We start from the raw sequence: 15,435 nt of genomic DNA on the forward strand, positions 1-15,435 counted from the left end.
GGGCGCGGCGGGATGGGGGAGGTGTGGCGGGCGCGCGACGAGTCCCTGGGGCGGCAGGTCGCCGTCAAGTGCCTCAAGCCGCTGGGGCCGCAGCACGATCCGTCGTTCTTGCGGGTGCTGCGGGAGCGCTTCCGGCGGGAGGCGCGGGTGGCGGCGGCCCTTCAGCACCGCGGTATCACGGTCGTTCATGACTTCGGTGAGGACGACGGAATTCTGTTCCTGGTGATGGAACTGCTCGACGGGCGCAATCTCAGTCAGCTGCTGGAGGACAACCGGCACGATCCGCTGCCCCTGCCGGACTTCGCGGACATCGCCGAGCAGGTCGCGGCAGCCCTCGCGTACACCCACGAGCAGGCCGTCGTGCACCGCGACCTCAAGCCGGCGAACATCGTGCGGGTCGCCGACGGGACGGTGAAGATCTGCGACTTCGGGATCGCGCGGCTGGGGCACGACATCGGGTTCACCGCCCGGCTGACCGGCACCGGCATAGCGATGGGCACACCGCACTACATGTCGCCCGAGCAGATCGGCGCCGGTACGGTCGATCACCGCAGCGATCTGTATTCGCTGGGGTGCGTGTTGTACGAACTGGTCACGGGGGCGCCGCCGTTCGACCTCGACGACGCCTGGGCGGTGCTGGTCGGGCATCGCGACACGGCCCCGGAACCGCCGCGCGCCCGCCGTCCCGACCTGCCGGAGGCGTACGAGCGGATCGTGCTGGACCTGCTGGAGAAGGGGCCGGAGGACCGGCCGCGGGACGCCGCCGAGCTGGTGAAGCGACTTGTCTCGGCCCGGCGGTCGCAGGCGGCGCCGTACGGAGAGGAGCCCGGTCCTGCCGAGGCGGGCGGGCGGACGGCGACGCGGGTGGTGCGGTCCCTGCCGTCCTGGACGCAGGGGATGACCGTCGGGTCGCGGGCCGCGCCCCGTGCGCGGCGGGCGGGCGGTGCCGACCGGGCCGCCGGGCTCACCGGGGCGTGGACCAGCGGGCTGCCGCCGCTCAGCCGCGACACCCCGGCGCCGTATGTCTCCGAGCGGCCCGCCCCGTCGCCCGAACACCTCGCCGCGCTCGCCGCCCGGCACAACGCCGGGCTCAGCCTCGGGCGGCTCGGCCGCTGGGCGGAGGCGGGGGAGGTGCACCGCGCGGTCGCCGCCGAGCGGGAGCACGCGCTCGGCCCCGACCACCCCGACACCCTCGCCAGCCGGTTCGAGGTGGCCTTCACCCTCGCCCGGTCCGGGCGGCCCGCCGACGCGCTGCGCGAATACGAGCGGGTCGCCGCCGGGCGGGAACGCAGCCTGGGACCCGACCACGTGGACACCCTGGCCGCGCGCCAGGAGACGGCGTACGCGCTGGGGCGGCTCGGGCGGCACTTCGAGGCGCACCAGGTGTACGTATCCGTCCTCGCGGCCCGGGAACGCACGACGGGCCCCGAGCACCCGGACACACTGCGCTGCCGGCACAACCTCGCCTTCAACCTCAGCCGTCTCGGCCGGCTGGAGGACGCGTACCGGATGGCGCGGGACGTGGCGTCGGCGCGGGCCCGGGTGCTGGGGCCGCAGCATCCGGACACGTTGGTCACGCGATATGAAGTCGCTTACTTGCTGGGCCAGTTGGGGCGGTGGGCGGACGCGTTGCAGACGTACCGGGAGGTGGCCGGCGACCGTGCGCAGGCGCTGGGGCCCGGGCACCCCGACACCCTCGCCGCCCGGTACGAGGTCGGTATAAGCCTCGGGCGGCTCGGGCGCAGCAATGAGGCGCTGGAGCTGTACCGGGATCTCGTCGGGGCCCGTACGGCCGCGCAGGGGCCTGCCGACCCGGAGACGCTGCGGGCCCGGCACGGCCTCGGCGTCAACCTCGGACGCCTCGGACGCTGGGAGGAAGCGCTGGCCGAGGCCCGGTCGGTGGCCGCGCTCCGGGAACAGGTGCTGGGCGCCGGTCACCCCGACACGCTCGTCAGCCGCCGGGAGATCGCCGTGGCCCTGGGCTGGCTGGGCCGCTGGCCCGACGCGCTGGCCGTCTACCGGCAGGTGGCCGCGGCCCGCGAACGGGTGCTGGGCGCCGATCATCCCGACACGCTGGCCAGCCGCAGCGACGAGGCCCAGTGCCTGGAACAGCTCGGGCGCTCCGCCGAGGCGGTGGCGCTGTACCGGAGGGTCGCCGAGCTGCGGCAGCGGCGTACGCCGGGCCGGGGCTGAGGGCGGGCTGAACGTACCCCGCGCACCCGGCCCGGCATCCGCTCACCGCCGCGGGTGCACCCGGTAGAGCACCGTCGCGTGCGCCGGTACCCGTACCGAGATCTTTCCCGCGGTCCGGGTCGTGCGCCCGGTGTTCAGATCGCGCAGTTCGTACGCGCGGGCCTGCGGCAGGCCGGCCGTCTTGGCCGTGGTGGTGAGTGTCTGCGCCGCGTCGCCGGAGTTGAAGAGGGCGACCGCGTGGTCCCCACCCTGCAGCGGCTTGGACAGCACGTCGTAGCCCGTACCTTGCTGGACGACGCGCCCCTGGACGCCCTTCGGGTCCTGGTCCACGGCGATGATGTCCCGGTTGCCGAGGACCTTGAGCGCGGCCGGGGAGATCTTCGTCAGGTCGGTGCTGGAGATCAGCGGGGCGGCCATCACGGCCCACAGCGACATCTGGCTCTGCATCTGCCGGGTGGACAGTCCGGAGTCGCCGGCGAGCAGGAAGTCCGGGTCGTTCCAGCGGCCCGGCCGCTGGAAGGGCGCCAGCCTGGCGTTGTACGCGTAGTTGTACTTGATCGAGGACCACTTCTTGGCGCCGCTGTGCTTCTCCACCGCGATGTCGCGGCCTTCCCGCCACAGGTTGCCGACCTGCGAGGACCAGCGGATCACCCGGTGCCAGACCTGGTCGCCGTCGTACTGGAAGTACGCGGGCGCCGAGACCGAGAAGACGATGTCGCGGCCGGTGTTGCGCAGGGCCTGGCTGACCGCCCGGTAGGCGTCGTGGTAGGTCCGCTCCTTCGTCTTGCCGGGGGCGGTGGCCAGGTTGCACCCGTCCATCTTCAGGTAGTCGACCTTCCATTTGGCGAAGAGGTCGGCGTCCTGCTGGTAGTGGCCGAAGCTGCCGGGGTACTTCTCGCACGTCAGGTTGCCGACGTCCTCGTAGATGCCGAACTTCAGGCCCATCCGGTGCAGTTCGCGGCCCACGTACGCCATGCCGCGCGGGAACCTCGCCCGGTCCGGTACGAGGTTGCCCCTGGCGTCGCGCTGCTTGCTCATCCAGCAGTCGTCGACGGTGACCGTGTCGTAGCCCTTGGCCGCCAGGCCGGACTTCACCAGCGCCCGCGCGTTGCCGAGGATCACCTTCTCGTCGATGTCGCACATGTAGTACGACCAGTTGTTCCAGCCCATCGGGGGTTTCGGGGTGAGGTTCGGGTAGGCCGCCGCGGCGCGCGCGCCGTCCTCACCTGCCGGGGCGGGGAGGGCGGCGGCCGGGACGGCGGCGGTCGCGGACAGGGCGCCCGCCGCGCACAGGGCGGCGGTGCTCAGACCGGTCAGGGTGCGTCTCGGGGAGCGCGGGGCCGACGAATTGTGCACAGGCACCTCGTAGGGGGGAGATCGGGCCGATACAACGCATCGTCGGACCGTAGGAACGTACGAGCAGGGGAGCAAGCAGCCGCGCCCGCCGGTTCCCGGAATTCAGCCGTCCGTACCTGGCGGCGGTGATCACCGCATGCTACGAAAGGGCCATGCCCGAACGGACTTCCTATGACGTGGTCGTTGTCGGCGGCGGGCACAACGGCCTGGTGGCCGCCGCCTATCTCGCACGCGCGGGGCGCAGTGTGCTGGTACTGGAGCGGCTGGACCACACCGGCGGCGCCGCGGTCTCCACGCGGGCCTTCCCCGGCGTGGACGCGCGGCTGTCCCGCTACTCGTACCTCGTCAGCCTGCTGCCGCCGAAGATCGTACGGGATCTCGGCCTGTGCTTCGCGGTCCGCAAGCGCTCGGTGTCCTCGTACACCCCGGCCGTGCGCGGCGGTTGCCCCACGGGGCTGTTCGTCGGCTCCGACGAGGGCGCCACCCGCGCCTCGTTCGCCCGGCTCACCGGCTCGGACCGGGAGTACGAAGCCTGGCGGCGCTTCTACGGGATGACGCGCCGGGTCGCGGAGCGGGTCTTCCCCACGCTCACCGAACCGCTGCCGACGCGGGCCGCGCTGCGCGCCCGTATCGACGACGCGGCGGCCTGGGAGGCACTGTTCGAGCGGCCGCTCGGGGAGAGCGTCGAGGCCGCGTTCGCCGACGACCTGGTGCGCGGCGTGGTGCTCACGGACGGGCTGATCGGCACGTTCGCGCACGCCCACGACGCGTCGCTGGCGCAGAACCGGTGCTTCCTCTACCACGTCGTCGGCGGCGGCACCGGCGACTGGGACGTGCCGGTCGGCGGCATGGGCGCGCTGACCGACGCGCTGGCCGCCGCCGCCCGCACGGCGGGCGCCGAGATCGTCACCGGCTGCCCGGTGACCGGGATCGCCACGGACGGCAGCACGGCCGAGGTGACCTGCGCGGAGGGTACGGTCGGCGCGCGCCACGTACTGGTCAACGCCGCCCCGCACACCCTCGCCGGGCTCCTCGGGGAGCGGCCGCCGGAGCCCGCCGAGGGCGCCCAGCTCAAGGTCAACATGCTGCTGACGCGGCTGCCCCGGCTGCGCGACCCGGACATCGATCCGCGCCTCGCCTTCTCCGGAACCTTCCATGTTGCCGAGGAATATGGCCAGTTGGAGACCGCCTACCGGCAGGCTGCGGCGGGCGAGGTGCCCGCCGTACCGCCCTCGGAGATCTACTGCCACTCCCTCACGGACCCCTCCATCCTCGGCACCGACCTGGTCCGGCAGGGCTACCAGACGCTCACCCTCTTCGGCCTGCACACCCCGGCCCGCCTCTTCACCGGCGACCACGACGCCACCCGCGAACGCCTGCTCGCGGCGACCCTCGCCCAGCTGGACGCCGTCCTGGCCGAACCGCTCACCGACTGCCTGGCCACCGACGCGGACGGCCGCCCGTGCATCGAGGCCAGGAGCCCACTCGACCTGGAACGCGACCTCGGGCTGCCGGGCGGGCACATCTTCCACCGGGACCTGGCGTTCCCGTACGGCACGGAGGAGGCCGACGGGGACGATCCGGCGGCCCGTTGGGGCGTGGCGACGGGGCGCGCCAATGTGCTGCTGTGCGGTGCGGGCGCGGTCCGGGGCGGCGGGGTGAGCGGAATTCCCGGGCACAACGCGGCCATGGCGGTGCTGGAGCGGGGGTGACCGGGGCGGGAACGGGTGTGATCGGCCGACCGGGGGTGGAACGGGTGTGACCCGGCTGCGAGGCCACTTCCATACGCGGCTGTACGCATCAGGCGGCCCCCGCCGTCCCTCGCCGCCGCAGCCCGGCCGCCCGTACCGCGCCCGCGGCAGCCCGTACAGCGCTGTTGATCGCGATCTCGCCGCGCATGCCGGGCGCCGCGACCTGGTCCCCGGCCAGGAACACGCCGTTGCCGCGCTCGATGGCCGGCCGGTCCCGCCAGGTCAGCCCCGGCAGGTCCAGGGCGCCGGTCCGGCCGCGCGCGGTGCCCTGCCGCTGCCAGACCACACGGTCCCGCCATCCGGGCACCGTCAGCTCGGCGAACCGTCCGAGCCGCTGCCGGGCATCCGCCGGGCTCTCCCCGGCGCGTACCGGCATGTCCAGCTGGAACAGCGACTCGCCGCGCGGCGCGGTCGTCGGGTCCTGCATCGAGTAGCTCTCGTGGAAGCCGCCCGCGTCCAGGTCGAAGGCGAGAAACCGGTCGTGCCTGCCGCGCGGGACCGCGAGGTCCAGCAGGGCGCAGTGGCCGCTCTCCCAGCGCAGCGAGTCGTCGCCCAACAGGGCGCGGGCCGAGGAGAGTTCGGTGGCGACGATGGTGGGGTGCGCCGGGAGCTCGGTGATCCGGGAGCCGAGTTCGACGCGTATGCCCAGCTGCCGGGCGCGGGCCGCCAGCCGGCCCACGACCGCCTGCCAGCCGCCCACCACCCACCGCACGGTCGGCACCCCGGGCGCGAACACCCGGCGCAGCAGCCCCCACACGAAGGCCGCCGACAGCCGGCCGGTGTCCGCGTCGTACGTCACCACGGCGATCGCGTTGGCCGCGGCGCGCGCCGCCTCCTCGCCGAAGTGCCGGGAGGCCCAGCTGTGGAAGTCCTCGTCCACGGGCGCGGTACGGGTGCGGCCCACCGTGATCATCCGCAGGAAGCCGGCCGGCGGCCGCAGGGTGCGCCGCCCGTCCCGTACGAAGGAGACCCGCAGCAGGTCGGGCGCGGACGGCCGGCCCAGCCGGCCGGTCAGGCCGCGTTCGGCCAGCCAGGACCAGTGCGGGCCGTCGCAGTAGAAGACGTGCGGCCCCTCGTGGGCGATGTACGGTGCGGCCGTGGCCCGGCCGCGCCCGCCCGGCGAGCCGTGCGCCTCGTGCAGCGTCACCGCGGCTCCGGCCTCGGCGCAGGCGATGGCGGCCACCAGGCCCGCCGTGCCGCCGCCGATGACGGTGATGTCCGTGCGCATGATGTGCCTCCCGGGGCCCGGCCCGCTGTGCGGGTGCGTCGTCTTCGTGCGGGTGCTCGTCCCTCCGGACGGATGCGGGCACCACGGATGTGACACGGCGGCGCGCACCGCCCCGGCCCATTGACTGACGCAGCATCAGGAAATCTCTTCCCTCGTACGGCGCCCTGCGGCATCCTGCGCCCATGCAGACGGAGCTGAGCAACCGGCTGGGAGTCGAGCACGCCGTCTTCGGGTTCACCCCGTTCCCCGCGGTCGCCGCCGCGATCAGCCGGGCCGGCGGCTTCGGCGTGCTCGGCGCGGTCCGCTACGCGGCGGCCGAAGAGCTGGCCCGCGACCTGGAATGGATCGACCGGCACACCGGCGGCGCGCCGTACGGCCTGGACGTGGTGATGCCCGCCAAGAAGGTCGAAGGCGTCACGGAGGCCGACATCGAGGCGATGATCCCGGAAGGGCACCGCCGCTTCGTCGCCGAGACCCTCGCCGCGCACCGGGTCCCCGAACTGCCGCCCGGCGAGGCGTCCGGCTGGCGCATCACGGGCTGGCTGGAGCAGGTCGCCCGCGCGCAGCTCGACGTGGCCTTCGACTTCCCGGTCCGGCTGCTGGCCAACGCGCTCGGCTCACCGCCCGCCGACGTCGTCGAGCGCGCCCACGCGCACGGCATCCTCGTCGCCGCGCTCGCGGGCAGTCCCCGGCACGCCCGGCACCACAAGGACGCCGGGATCGACATCGTCGTCGCGCAGGGGTACGAGGCCGGCGGCCACACCGGGGAGATCGCCACCATGGTGCTCACCCCCGAGGTCGTCCGGGCCGTGGACCCGCTGCCGGTCCTCGCGGCCGGCGGCATCGGCACCGGCGAACAGATCGCCGCCGGGCTGGCCCTGGGTGCCCAGGGTGTCTGGCTCGGCTCCGTCTGGCTGACCACCGAGGAGGCCGGGCTGCACTCCAGGCGCCTCACCGAGAAGCTGCTCGCCGCGGGCTCCGGCGACACCGTCCGCTCCCGCGCGCTGACCGGCAAGCCCGCCCGCCAGCTCCGTACGGCCTGGACGGACGCCTGGGACGACCCGTCGGGGCCCGATCCGCTGCCCATGCCGCTGCAAGGGCTGCTGGTCGCCGAGGCCGTCTCCCGTATCCAGAAGTACGAGGTCGAGCCGCTGCTCGGCACGCCGGTCGGCCAGATCGTCGGGCAGATGAACGCGGAACGCAGTGTGCGGGCGGTCTTCGACGACCTCACCCGCGGCTTCGAGCGGGCCGTCGACCGCATCAACCGCATCGCCGGACGCGGCTGAGCCGAGGAGGACACATGTCGGCATCCATGGCGTCACCATCCCCGAACGGCTTCTGGGCGCAGGCCACCGCCGACCCGGGACGCACGGTCCTGATCGCCCCGGACGGCGAGGAGTGGACCGCGGCCCGGCTGCACGCCGCCTGCAACCGCCTGGTGCACGGGCTGCGCGCGGCCGGCCTGGAGCGCGGCGACGCCTTCGCGGTGGTGCTGCCCAACGGCGTCGAGTTCTTCACCGCCTACCTCGCCGCCACCCAGGCGGGCCTGTACCTCGTACCGGTCAACCACCACCTCGTCGGCCCGGAGATCGCCTGGATCGTCGCCGACTCGGGGGCCAAGGCACTGATCGCGCACGAACGGTTCGGCGACGCCGCCCGGGCCGCCGCCGACGAGGCGGGGCTGCCGCCGGAACAGCGGTACGCCGTCGGCACGGTGTCCGGCTTCCGGCCGTACGCGGCGCTCCTCGAAGGACAGCCGGAAACGCCGCCGGAGGACCGCACCCTCGGCTGGGTCATGAACTACACCTCCGGCACCACCGGACGCCCCCGCGGCATCCGCCGCCCCCTGTCCGGCCGCCCGCCCGAGGAGTCCCACCTCGGCGGCTTCCTCGGCATCTTCGGCATCCGGCCGTTCGACGGCAATGTGCACCTGGTGTGCTCGCCGCTCTACCACACGGCCGTGCTCCAGTTCGCGGGCGCTTCCCTGCACATCGGGCACCGGGTCGTCCTGATGGACAGGTGGACGCCGGAGGAGATGCTGCGGCTGATCGACACGTACCGCTGCACCCATACGCACATGGTGCCCACCCAGTTCCACCGGCTGCTCGCCCTACCCCAGGAGGTACGGGCGCGCTACGACGTGACCTCGATGCGGCACGCCGTCCACGGCGCCGCGCCCTGCCCCGACCACGTCAAACGGGCGATGATCGACTGGTGGGGGAGCTGTGTGGAGGAGTACTACGCGGCGAGCGAGGGCGGCGGCGCGTTCGCCACCGCCGAGGACTGGCTCAAGAAGCCCGGTACGGTCGGCCGGGCCTGGCCGATCAGCGAACTGGCGGTCTTCGACGACGACGGCAACCGGCTGCCGCCCGGCGAACTGGGCACCGTCTACATGAAGATGACCACCGGCGGCTTCAGCTACCACAAGGACGCGGACAAGACCCGCAGGAACCGCATCGGGGACTTCTTCACCGTCGGCGACCTCGGGTACCTGGACGCAGACGGGTACCTCTTCCTCCGCGACCGCAAGATCGACATGATCATCTCGGGCGGGGTCAACATCTACCCCGCCGAGATCGAGTCCGCCCTGCTCGCCCACCCCGCCGTCGCCGACGCGGCCGCCTTCGGCATCCCGCACGACGACTGGGGCGAGCAGGTCAAGGCCGTCGTCGAGCCCGCCGACGGCTTCACAGCGGGCCCGGCCCTCGCCGACGAGATCCTGGAGCACTGCGCCCGGCGGCTCGCGGGCTACAAGCGCCCCAGGTCCGTCGACTTCACCGCGGCCATGCCGCGCGACCCCAACGGCAAGCTCTACAAGCGGCGGCTCCGCGACCCGTACTGGGCGGGCCGGGAGCGCGCCGTGTGAGGTCTTCCTACCGCTGGCGGACGTGCTCCACCCGCAGCTGCGGCGAGGCGAGCACGTCGCGTTCGCAGAAGCGGGACCGGATCATCCGGCCTGCCGAGTACAGCTCGGTCTGGTCGCTGTAGTGCGGCGACCGCGGGTTGGAGGACTGCGAGTACGTCAGCAGCGTCCGGGCGTTCACCGGGCAGCCGTCGTCCGCGAAGCTCACCGCCTGGATGTAGCTGGAGCCGTGCCGCACCTCCGTATAGCCACCGCCCGCCGGGTTCCACCGGCCCACGGTCATGTTCCAGACGCCCAGCCCGTCCACGCCGCCGCTGACCGGGATGCGCTTGCCGTTGCGTACGACGAACTGGTGCTCGCCGAGCGGTGCGGCGAGCGGAATGCGCGCGGCGCGCAGCTCGGAGACGGCGTCGGCGAGCGCGGTCGCGAGGCCAGGGGCGGCGGTGTTCAGGGTGCGCGGGGTCCGCACCGGATCATCCGGGTCGAAAGGCGTCTTCCAGAGGTCGGTCTGCGGCACTGTGGCGGTCAGCCGGCGCCAGAACCGGTCGAAGAGGAGCGCGCCCTTGCTGTCCGTCCGTACCGTACGGTCCCAGGCGGCGATCACCCGGCACGCCTCCGAGACGTCCACGGCCTTGCCGTCGCTGCCGGTCGCCGTACCGCCGGGGAGCGCGGCGCAGGCCCGCGCGGTGTCGGTGGCGGCCAGATCCCCGGCGGGCACCCGGTTGGTGAACTGCTGGCGCTGGAGATCGGCCGTGGTCAGTTCGCCCCGGTCCGCCAGGGCGGACACGTCCTGGACGGCGCCGCGCGTCCGCAGGGAGCGCGGGGTGCCGATGTCACCGAGGACGCGCGGGTAGCCCGTCAGCGGCCGGTCCGCGTTGGCCAGCCAGGCGCTGTCGTTGGAATTCTCCGCGTACGGGGCGTCCGTGAGCGTGGGCATCGCGGACGGGCCGAAGATGCCCGGCTGTACGGCGTCCCGGTCGCGGCCCGGTGCGCAGCCGGAGCGCGCGCCGTCCAGTACGGCCAGGCCGGTGGCCGGGTACAGCAGCCGCCCCAGGTCCGTGGAACAGCGCTCCACGAGGTCGTCGGTGATGCGCGGCACCACCTGCGACTGGGTGTAGAGGGTGCGGCCGGCCGAGTCGGCGGCGACGGTGTTCACCCAGGGCAGGCCCTGCGTCCGGCGCAGCACCCGCTGTACGTCCGCCACGTCCCGGGCCTTGCCCAGGCCCAGGAAGGTGTCGGACATCCGCAGCTGCGCCGCGTTCGGGTCACCCATCGCGTACGCCGTACGGTTCGTCCACGCCAGGTCGAGGCCGCCGTACTCGGTGACGACCGGGCCGTAGCGCGTCCACCACTGCGTACGGACCACATCCGGACCGTCCTTGACCGGCACCGTCACGGTCCGCCGCGTCATCCGCTCCGGCTTCCCGTCCACCAGGTACACGGTCGGGTCCGCCGGGTCCAGGGTGAGCTGGTGGAAGTTCATGGGCACACCGGTGGAGACCGTGTGGCTCCAGGCGATGCGGGCGTTGTGGCCGACGGTGGGAGTGGGGGAGCCGAGGATCAGGCCGCCCGCGATATCGAGTTCGCCGGGTATGGTCACCTGCGACTGCCAGAAGCGGCGGCCGCCGGACCACGGGTAGTGCGGATTGCCCAGGAGCAGGCCGCGGCCGTTGGCGGTGGTGTCACCACGGAAGGCGACGGCGTTGGAACCCAGGCCCCCGTCGCCGCGCGCGAGGTGGGAGCGGACGGACGCCACGGACTTCTGGGGGCTCTGCGGCGCGGTGGGGGCGGGCGAGGCACCGGCCGCGGGCGGGTGGGCCGCGACGACGTTGTCCACCACATCGGCCTGACCGGCCGTGATCACGAGGGCGTACGCGTTGGCCGCCACATCGAGCGGGGTGACCGGCTTGACCCACTCCTTGCCCGCACAGGCCGGATCGGTGCTCTTCCGCTGCGCCAGCCAGGCGTTGTACCCGGCCGCCCAGCCGCGCATCAGCTCCTTCACCTCGTCGCCCGGCCCGGCCGGAGCGGGCTGCCGCAGCAGCTTCTCGACGGTGCGGTTCTGGCGTATCCCCTTGAAGAAGAGGTCGCTGGCGAGATTGGTGCTCGCGGAGGAGTGGGTGCCGTCGGGGTGCCCCGCGGCGCCGAAGTACCGGGAGCGTTCGCCGCGCAGGGTGACGAAGCCGTCGGCGAGCGTGCAGACCTGGTCGGCGGCCTGCGCCCAGCCCACGCCGAAACCCAGGTCGGGGTAGTCGCCGGCGACTATGTGCGGGATGCCGTACTCGGTGTAGCGGATGTCGGCCGAGAGACCGCCGCCCGACGGGTGGGACGCCTCGGCGGCCGCGTCCGGGGCGGGCGACAGCGCCGCCGCGGTCAGCAGCACCACCCCCGCCGCGGCGAGCTTTCTGAAACGGTCGCGCATAACGGGTGATCCTCCTTGCAGTCCTGAAGGTGCCGTACACGAACACGTGCCAACTCACGGGGACGCGGAGGAGGTTGAGCATTGAGCGGAGGATTGAGCATAACCGTGACAGGTCACGACGGGCCCGACGGCGCGGTCTTTGGCGCGAACGCCCCGTGCGCCCCTCCCCGCCCCGCTCTCTTGACCCGGCCCGGGGCCGGGCACAGGATCACGCCATGACGGGAGCCACGGCGGGAGTACGGACGAACACGGTCGACGGGGTCCTGCGGCGCAGCGCGCGCCGGACGCCCGACCGCACGGCGGTGCGCTACGGCGACCGGTCCTGGACCTACGGCGAACTGGACGACGCGGTGACGGCCGCCATGTGCGCGCTGCTGGAGAGCGGGGCGGCGCCCGGGGACCGGGTCGCCGCGTACGGCCACAACTCCGACGGGTACCTGATCGGCTTCCTGGCCTGCGCCCGCGCCGGACTGGTGCACGTACCCGTCAACCACCACCTCACCGGCGACGAACTGTGCTACATCATCGAACAGTCGGGCAGCACCCTCGTCCTCACCGACCCGGCGCTGGAGCACCGGCTGCCGCCCGGGGTCCGGACGATGCCGCTGCGGGACGCGGCGGGGTCGCTGGTGGAGTGGGCGGAGGAGGGGCGGGGCGTGATGAAGTCGGCGGTCCTCCGGACCGGTGATGAGAGTGGGGCGGGGGAGGCATACGGGGCCGGCGATCCGGAAGATGCGTACGGCTCGGGCTCCGACGACCTGGTGCAGCTCCTCTACACCTCCGGTACGACCGGGCTGCCCAAGGGCGCGATGATGACGCACGGCGCGCTGGTCCACGCGTACACCTCGGCCATCGTCGCCCTCGACCTGAAGGCGACCGACCGGCCCGTGCACAGCCTGCCCCTCTACCACTCGGCGCAGCTGCACGTGTTCCTGATGCCGTACCTCGCCGTGGGCGCCGAGAACGTCATCCTCGACGCGCCCGACCCGGACCGGATCTTCGACCTGGTCGAGGCGGGGCGGGCGGACAGCCTGTTCGCGCCGCCCACCGTGTGGATCGCCCTCTCCCAGCACCCCGGATTCGCCACCCGCGACCTCGGCGGCCTCCGCAAGGCGTACTACGGCGCGTCCATCATGCCGGTGCCCGTCCTGGAGCGGCTGCGCGCCCGGCTGCCCGGCCTCGCCTTCTACAACTGCTTCGGGCAGAGCGAGATCGGGCCGCTGGCCACCGTGCTGGGGCCGGACGAGCACGAGGGGCGGATGGACTCGTGCGGTCGGCCGGTGCTGTTCGTGGAGGCGCGGGTGGTGGACCCGGGAGGCACGGAGGTGCCCGACGGCGAGCGCGGGGAGATCGTCTACCGCTCGCCCCAACTGTGCACGGGCTACTGGGACAAGCCGGCGGAGATCGCGGCGGCCTTCCGGGACGGCTGGTTCCGCTCCGGGGACCTGGCCGTGCGGGACGCGGAGGGCTACTTCACCATCGTCGACCGGGTCAAGGACGTCATCAACTCGGGCGGTGTGCTGGTGGCCTCGCGGCAGGTGGAGGACGCGCTGTACGCGCATCCGGGGGTCGCGGAGGTGGCGGTGGTCGGACTGCCGGACGAGCGCTGGATCGAGGCGGTGACGGCCGTGGTCGTACCGCGCGCGGGCACGGCGCCGGACGAGGCGGAGCTGATCGCGGCGGCGCGGGAGCGGCTGGCCGGGTTCCAGGTGCCCAAGCGGGTGCTGTTCGCCGAGGCGTTGCCGCGCAACGCCAGCGGCAAGATCCTCAAGCGCGAACTCCGGGAACGGTACGGGGCCGGCTCCGGTCCGGGACCAGGCTCTGGCTCCTCCGCCCCAGGATCAGGCTTCGGCTCCGGCCGGGAGTGAAGGCCCGCACGTAGGCGTCCGCGGGGCCGTCCCGGCCTTCGCCGAGGGCGATTGTCAGACCCCCCTGCCATGCTGGGAAGTGCTGGGGGAGAGGCATCGAGCGGCACCGCATCCTCCCTGGTGACGAGGGCGTACGTGCTCGCTCGGCGGCCGCCCGCGTCGTGCGATGACAAGCAGCGACGACAGGCCGGAGGAGATCGACATGCTCACCACCCAGTACGTCCCGGGCGCACCGAACTGGCTCGACCTCGGCGCACCGGACATGGACGCGGCCACCGCGTTCTACGGCGCCGTCTTCGGCTGGACCTTCCGCTCGGCCGGGCCGGACGCCGGCGGGTACGGCTTCTTCCAGCTCGACGGGAAGACCGTGGCCGGGGCCGGACCGCTGACCGAGGAGGGCGCCCGCCCGGCCTGGACGGTCCACTTCCACACACCGGACGTGGACGCCCTGGCCAAGTCCGTCGAGCAGGCCGGCGGCACGGTCCGCTTCGGCCCGTGCGACGTCTTCACCGCCGGCCGGCTGGCCGGGTTCACGGACCCGGCGGGCGCCGAGTTCGCCGCCTGGCAGCCCGGCGACACCCCGGGCATGGAACTGGTCGGCGCGACACACGCACTGTGCTGGACCGAGCTGTACACCACCGACGCGGCCGCCGCGAAGACGTTCTACCGCTCGGTCTTCTCGTGGGAGACGGTCGACAAGGAGATGGGCGGAGAGGTGGTCTACACGATCGCCTCGCCCGCCGGCACCGACCCGGACGGCGACGCCGGCCATGCCGGCATCATGCAGATGGCACCGGAGAACGTCGCCGGCGGCTCCACGCCGGAATGGCATCCGTACTTCGCCGTCGAGGACTGCGACGCGACCGTCGCCACGTCCACCGAACGCGGCGCGATAGCCATCCACCCGCCCGTGGACGCCGAGGGCGTCGGCAGGCTGGCCATGCTGCGGGACCCGTTTGGGGCGGTGTTCGCGGTGATCACGCCGAGTGTGGGGTGAGGCCGGGGAGTCGGTGAGGCGGGGGAGGTGGCGAGGCGAGGGAGTCGGTGTGTGGGCGGGGCGCCGTACGGGGCAGCCCGGTCGCCGGGTGGCCGGTCGCCGGGTGGCCGGTGCCCTGAAGTGATCGCACCGTAAAACGATTGCTTCGGGACCAGGGCTCACGTTGGCTGTCCGGCATGGCCGAACTGCACACCGAACGCCTCGTCCTCCGCCGCTGGCGGGAGTCCGACCTCGAACCGTGGGCCGCGATGAACGCCGACCCCGAAGTACGGGAGCACCTGGGTGACCTGCTCACCCGCGAACAGAGCGACGCTTCCGTGCGGCGGTTCGAGGCCGACCTCGACCGGCGCGGCTACGGATGGTGGGCGGTCGAAGTACGGGCCACGGGCGAGTTCATCGGCTTCGCGGGCCTGGACGACACGGACGACGACATGCCGTTCAAGGGGGTGGAGATCGGCTGGAGACTGGCGCGCTCGGCGTGGGGCCAGGGATACGCCACCGAGGCGGCCCTGGCAGCCCTGGCCTTCGGCTTCGACACGCTCGGACTCCCGGAGATCCTGGCGGTGACGACCGCCACCAACGCCCGCTCCCAGGCCGTCATGCGCCGCATCGGGATGACCCGCAACCCGGCCGACGACTTCGACGACCCCTACGCACCCGAGGGCCCGCTGCGGCCGAGTGTGGTGTATCGGGTGGGACGTGGTGGGTGGGGGAGGGGCGGTAGGGGCGGGAGGGTGTGATGGACGGGGGTGATGAG

General features: G+C 73.2%; 10 protein-coding genes. 7 read left to right on the plus strand and 3 right to left on the minus strand.

The genetic code is table 11. The annotated features are described in order from the left end of the window. A partial coding sequence (locus ADK86_RS09645; RefSeq protein WP_053696202.1) for a tetratricopeptide repeat-containing serine/threonine-protein kinase occupies positions 1 to 2,193 on the plus strand: 2,193 nt, incomplete at its 5' end. A gap of 42 nt (positions 2,194 to 2,235) precedes the next feature. On the opposite strand, the gene ADK86_RS09650 is transcribed toward ADK86_RS09645, so the two are convergent. Next, positions 2,236 to 3,549 (minus strand): glycoside hydrolase family 27 protein, encoded by a 1,314-nt coding sequence (locus tag ADK86_RS09650; RefSeq protein ID WP_053696194.1) that lies wholly within the window; start codon positions 3,547 to 3,549, stop codon positions 2,236 to 2,238. A 152-nt stretch (positions 3,550 to 3,701) separates the two neighbouring features. Here ADK86_RS09650 and ADK86_RS09655 point away from each other — a divergent pair, with 152 nt between their 5' ends. After that, positions 3,702 to 5,261: a phytoene desaturase family protein gene (locus tag ADK86_RS09655; RefSeq protein ID WP_053696195.1), complete on the plus strand. Its 1,560-nt coding sequence runs from the start codon at positions 3,702 to 3,704 to the stop codon at positions 5,259 to 5,261. Positions 5,262 to 5,349: 88 nt separating this feature from the next. Here the strand turns inward: ADK86_RS09655 and ADK86_RS09660 are convergent, their stop codons facing one another. After that, positions 5,350 to 6,528: an FAD-dependent oxidoreductase gene (locus tag ADK86_RS09660; protein WP_053696196.1), complete on the minus strand. Its 1,179-nt coding sequence runs from the start codon at positions 6,526 to 6,528 to the stop codon at positions 5,350 to 5,352. A gap of 182 nt (positions 6,529 to 6,710) precedes the next feature. Between ADK86_RS09660 and ADK86_RS09665 the strand changes: the two genes are divergently transcribed. Continuing rightward, positions 6,711 to 7,814 (plus strand): NAD(P)H-dependent flavin oxidoreductase, encoded by a 1,104-nt coding sequence (locus ADK86_RS09665; RefSeq protein ID WP_053696197.1) that lies wholly within the window; start codon positions 6,711 to 6,713, stop codon positions 7,812 to 7,814. A gap of 14 nt (positions 7,815 to 7,828) precedes the next feature. Beyond that, the gene (locus ADK86_RS09670; RefSeq protein ID WP_107088444.1) at positions 7,829 to 9,394 is read left to right on the plus strand and encodes an acyl-CoA synthetase; all 1,566 of its coding nucleotides are present in this window, start codon (positions 7,829 to 7,831) and stop codon (positions 9,392 to 9,394) included. A 7-nt stretch (positions 9,395 to 9,401) separates the two neighbouring features. Here the strand turns inward: ADK86_RS09670 and ADK86_RS09675 are convergent, their stop codons facing one another. Then, positions 9,402 to 11,813, minus strand: coding sequence for a penicillin acylase family protein (locus ADK86_RS09675; RefSeq protein WP_053696198.1), 2,412 nt, complete (start codon positions 11,811 to 11,813; stop codon positions 9,402 to 9,404). Between the two features lie 215 nt (positions 11,814 to 12,028). Here ADK86_RS09675 and ADK86_RS09680 point away from each other — a divergent pair, with 215 nt between their 5' ends. The 3 genes from ADK86_RS09680 (at position 12,029) to ADK86_RS09690 (ending at position 15,418) form a co-directional block, all read left to right on the plus strand. Next, a complete protein-coding gene (locus tag ADK86_RS09680) occupies positions 12,029 to 13,681 on the plus strand; it encodes an acyl-CoA synthetase (RefSeq protein ID WP_053696199.1) in 1,653 nt (550 codons plus the stop codon). Positions 13,682 to 13,883: 202 nt separating this feature from the next. Next, positions 13,884 to 14,678, plus strand: coding sequence for a VOC family protein (locus ADK86_RS09685; protein ID WP_053696200.1), 795 nt, complete (start codon positions 13,884 to 13,886; stop codon positions 14,676 to 14,678). A gap of 176 nt (positions 14,679 to 14,854) precedes the next feature. Then, positions 14,855 to 15,418: a GNAT family N-acetyltransferase gene (locus tag ADK86_RS09690; RefSeq protein WP_053696201.1), complete on the plus strand. Its 564-nt coding sequence runs from the start codon at positions 14,855 to 14,857 to the stop codon at positions 15,416 to 15,418. Positions 15,419 to 15,435: the final 17 nt, after the last annotated feature.

It is taken from the genome of Streptomyces sp. NRRL F-5755 (assembly GCF_001279365.1).
In the GTDB taxonomy this organism is placed as follows: domain Bacteria; phylum Actinomycetota; class Actinomycetes; order Streptomycetales; family Streptomycetaceae; genus Streptomyces; species Streptomyces rimosus.

Excerpts from the sequence above, each read along its gene's own strand:
- ADK86_RS09655 (WP_053696195.1), top strand. The coding sequence starts at position 3,702 with ATGCCCGAACGGACTTCCTATGACGTGGTCGTTGTCGGCGGCGGGCAC.
- ADK86_RS09660 (WP_053696196.1), bottom strand. The coding sequence starts at position 6,528 with ATGCGCACGGACATCACCGTCATCGGCGGCGGCACGGCGGGCCTGGTG.
- ADK86_RS09665 (WP_053696197.1), top strand. The coding sequence starts at position 6,711 with ATGCAGACGGAGCTGAGCAACCGGCTGGGAGTCGAGCACGCCGTCTTC.
- ADK86_RS09670 (WP_107088444.1), top strand. The coding sequence starts at position 7,829 with ATGTCGGCATCCATGGCGTCACCATCCCCGAACGGCTTCTGGGCGCAG.
- ADK86_RS09675 (WP_053696198.1), bottom strand. The coding sequence starts at position 11,813 with ATGCGCGACCGTTTCAGAAAGCTCGCCGCGGCGGGGGTGGTGCTGCTG.
- ADK86_RS09680 (WP_053696199.1), top strand. The coding sequence starts at position 12,029 with ATGACGGGAGCCACGGCGGGAGTACGGACGAACACGGTCGACGGGGTC.
- ADK86_RS09685 (WP_053696200.1), top strand. The coding sequence starts at position 13,884 with ATGCTCACCACCCAGTACGTCCCGGGCGCACCGAACTGGCTCGACCTC.
- ADK86_RS09690 (WP_053696201.1), top strand. The coding sequence starts at position 14,855 with ATGGCCGAACTGCACACCGAACGCCTCGTCCTCCGCCGCTGGCGGGAG.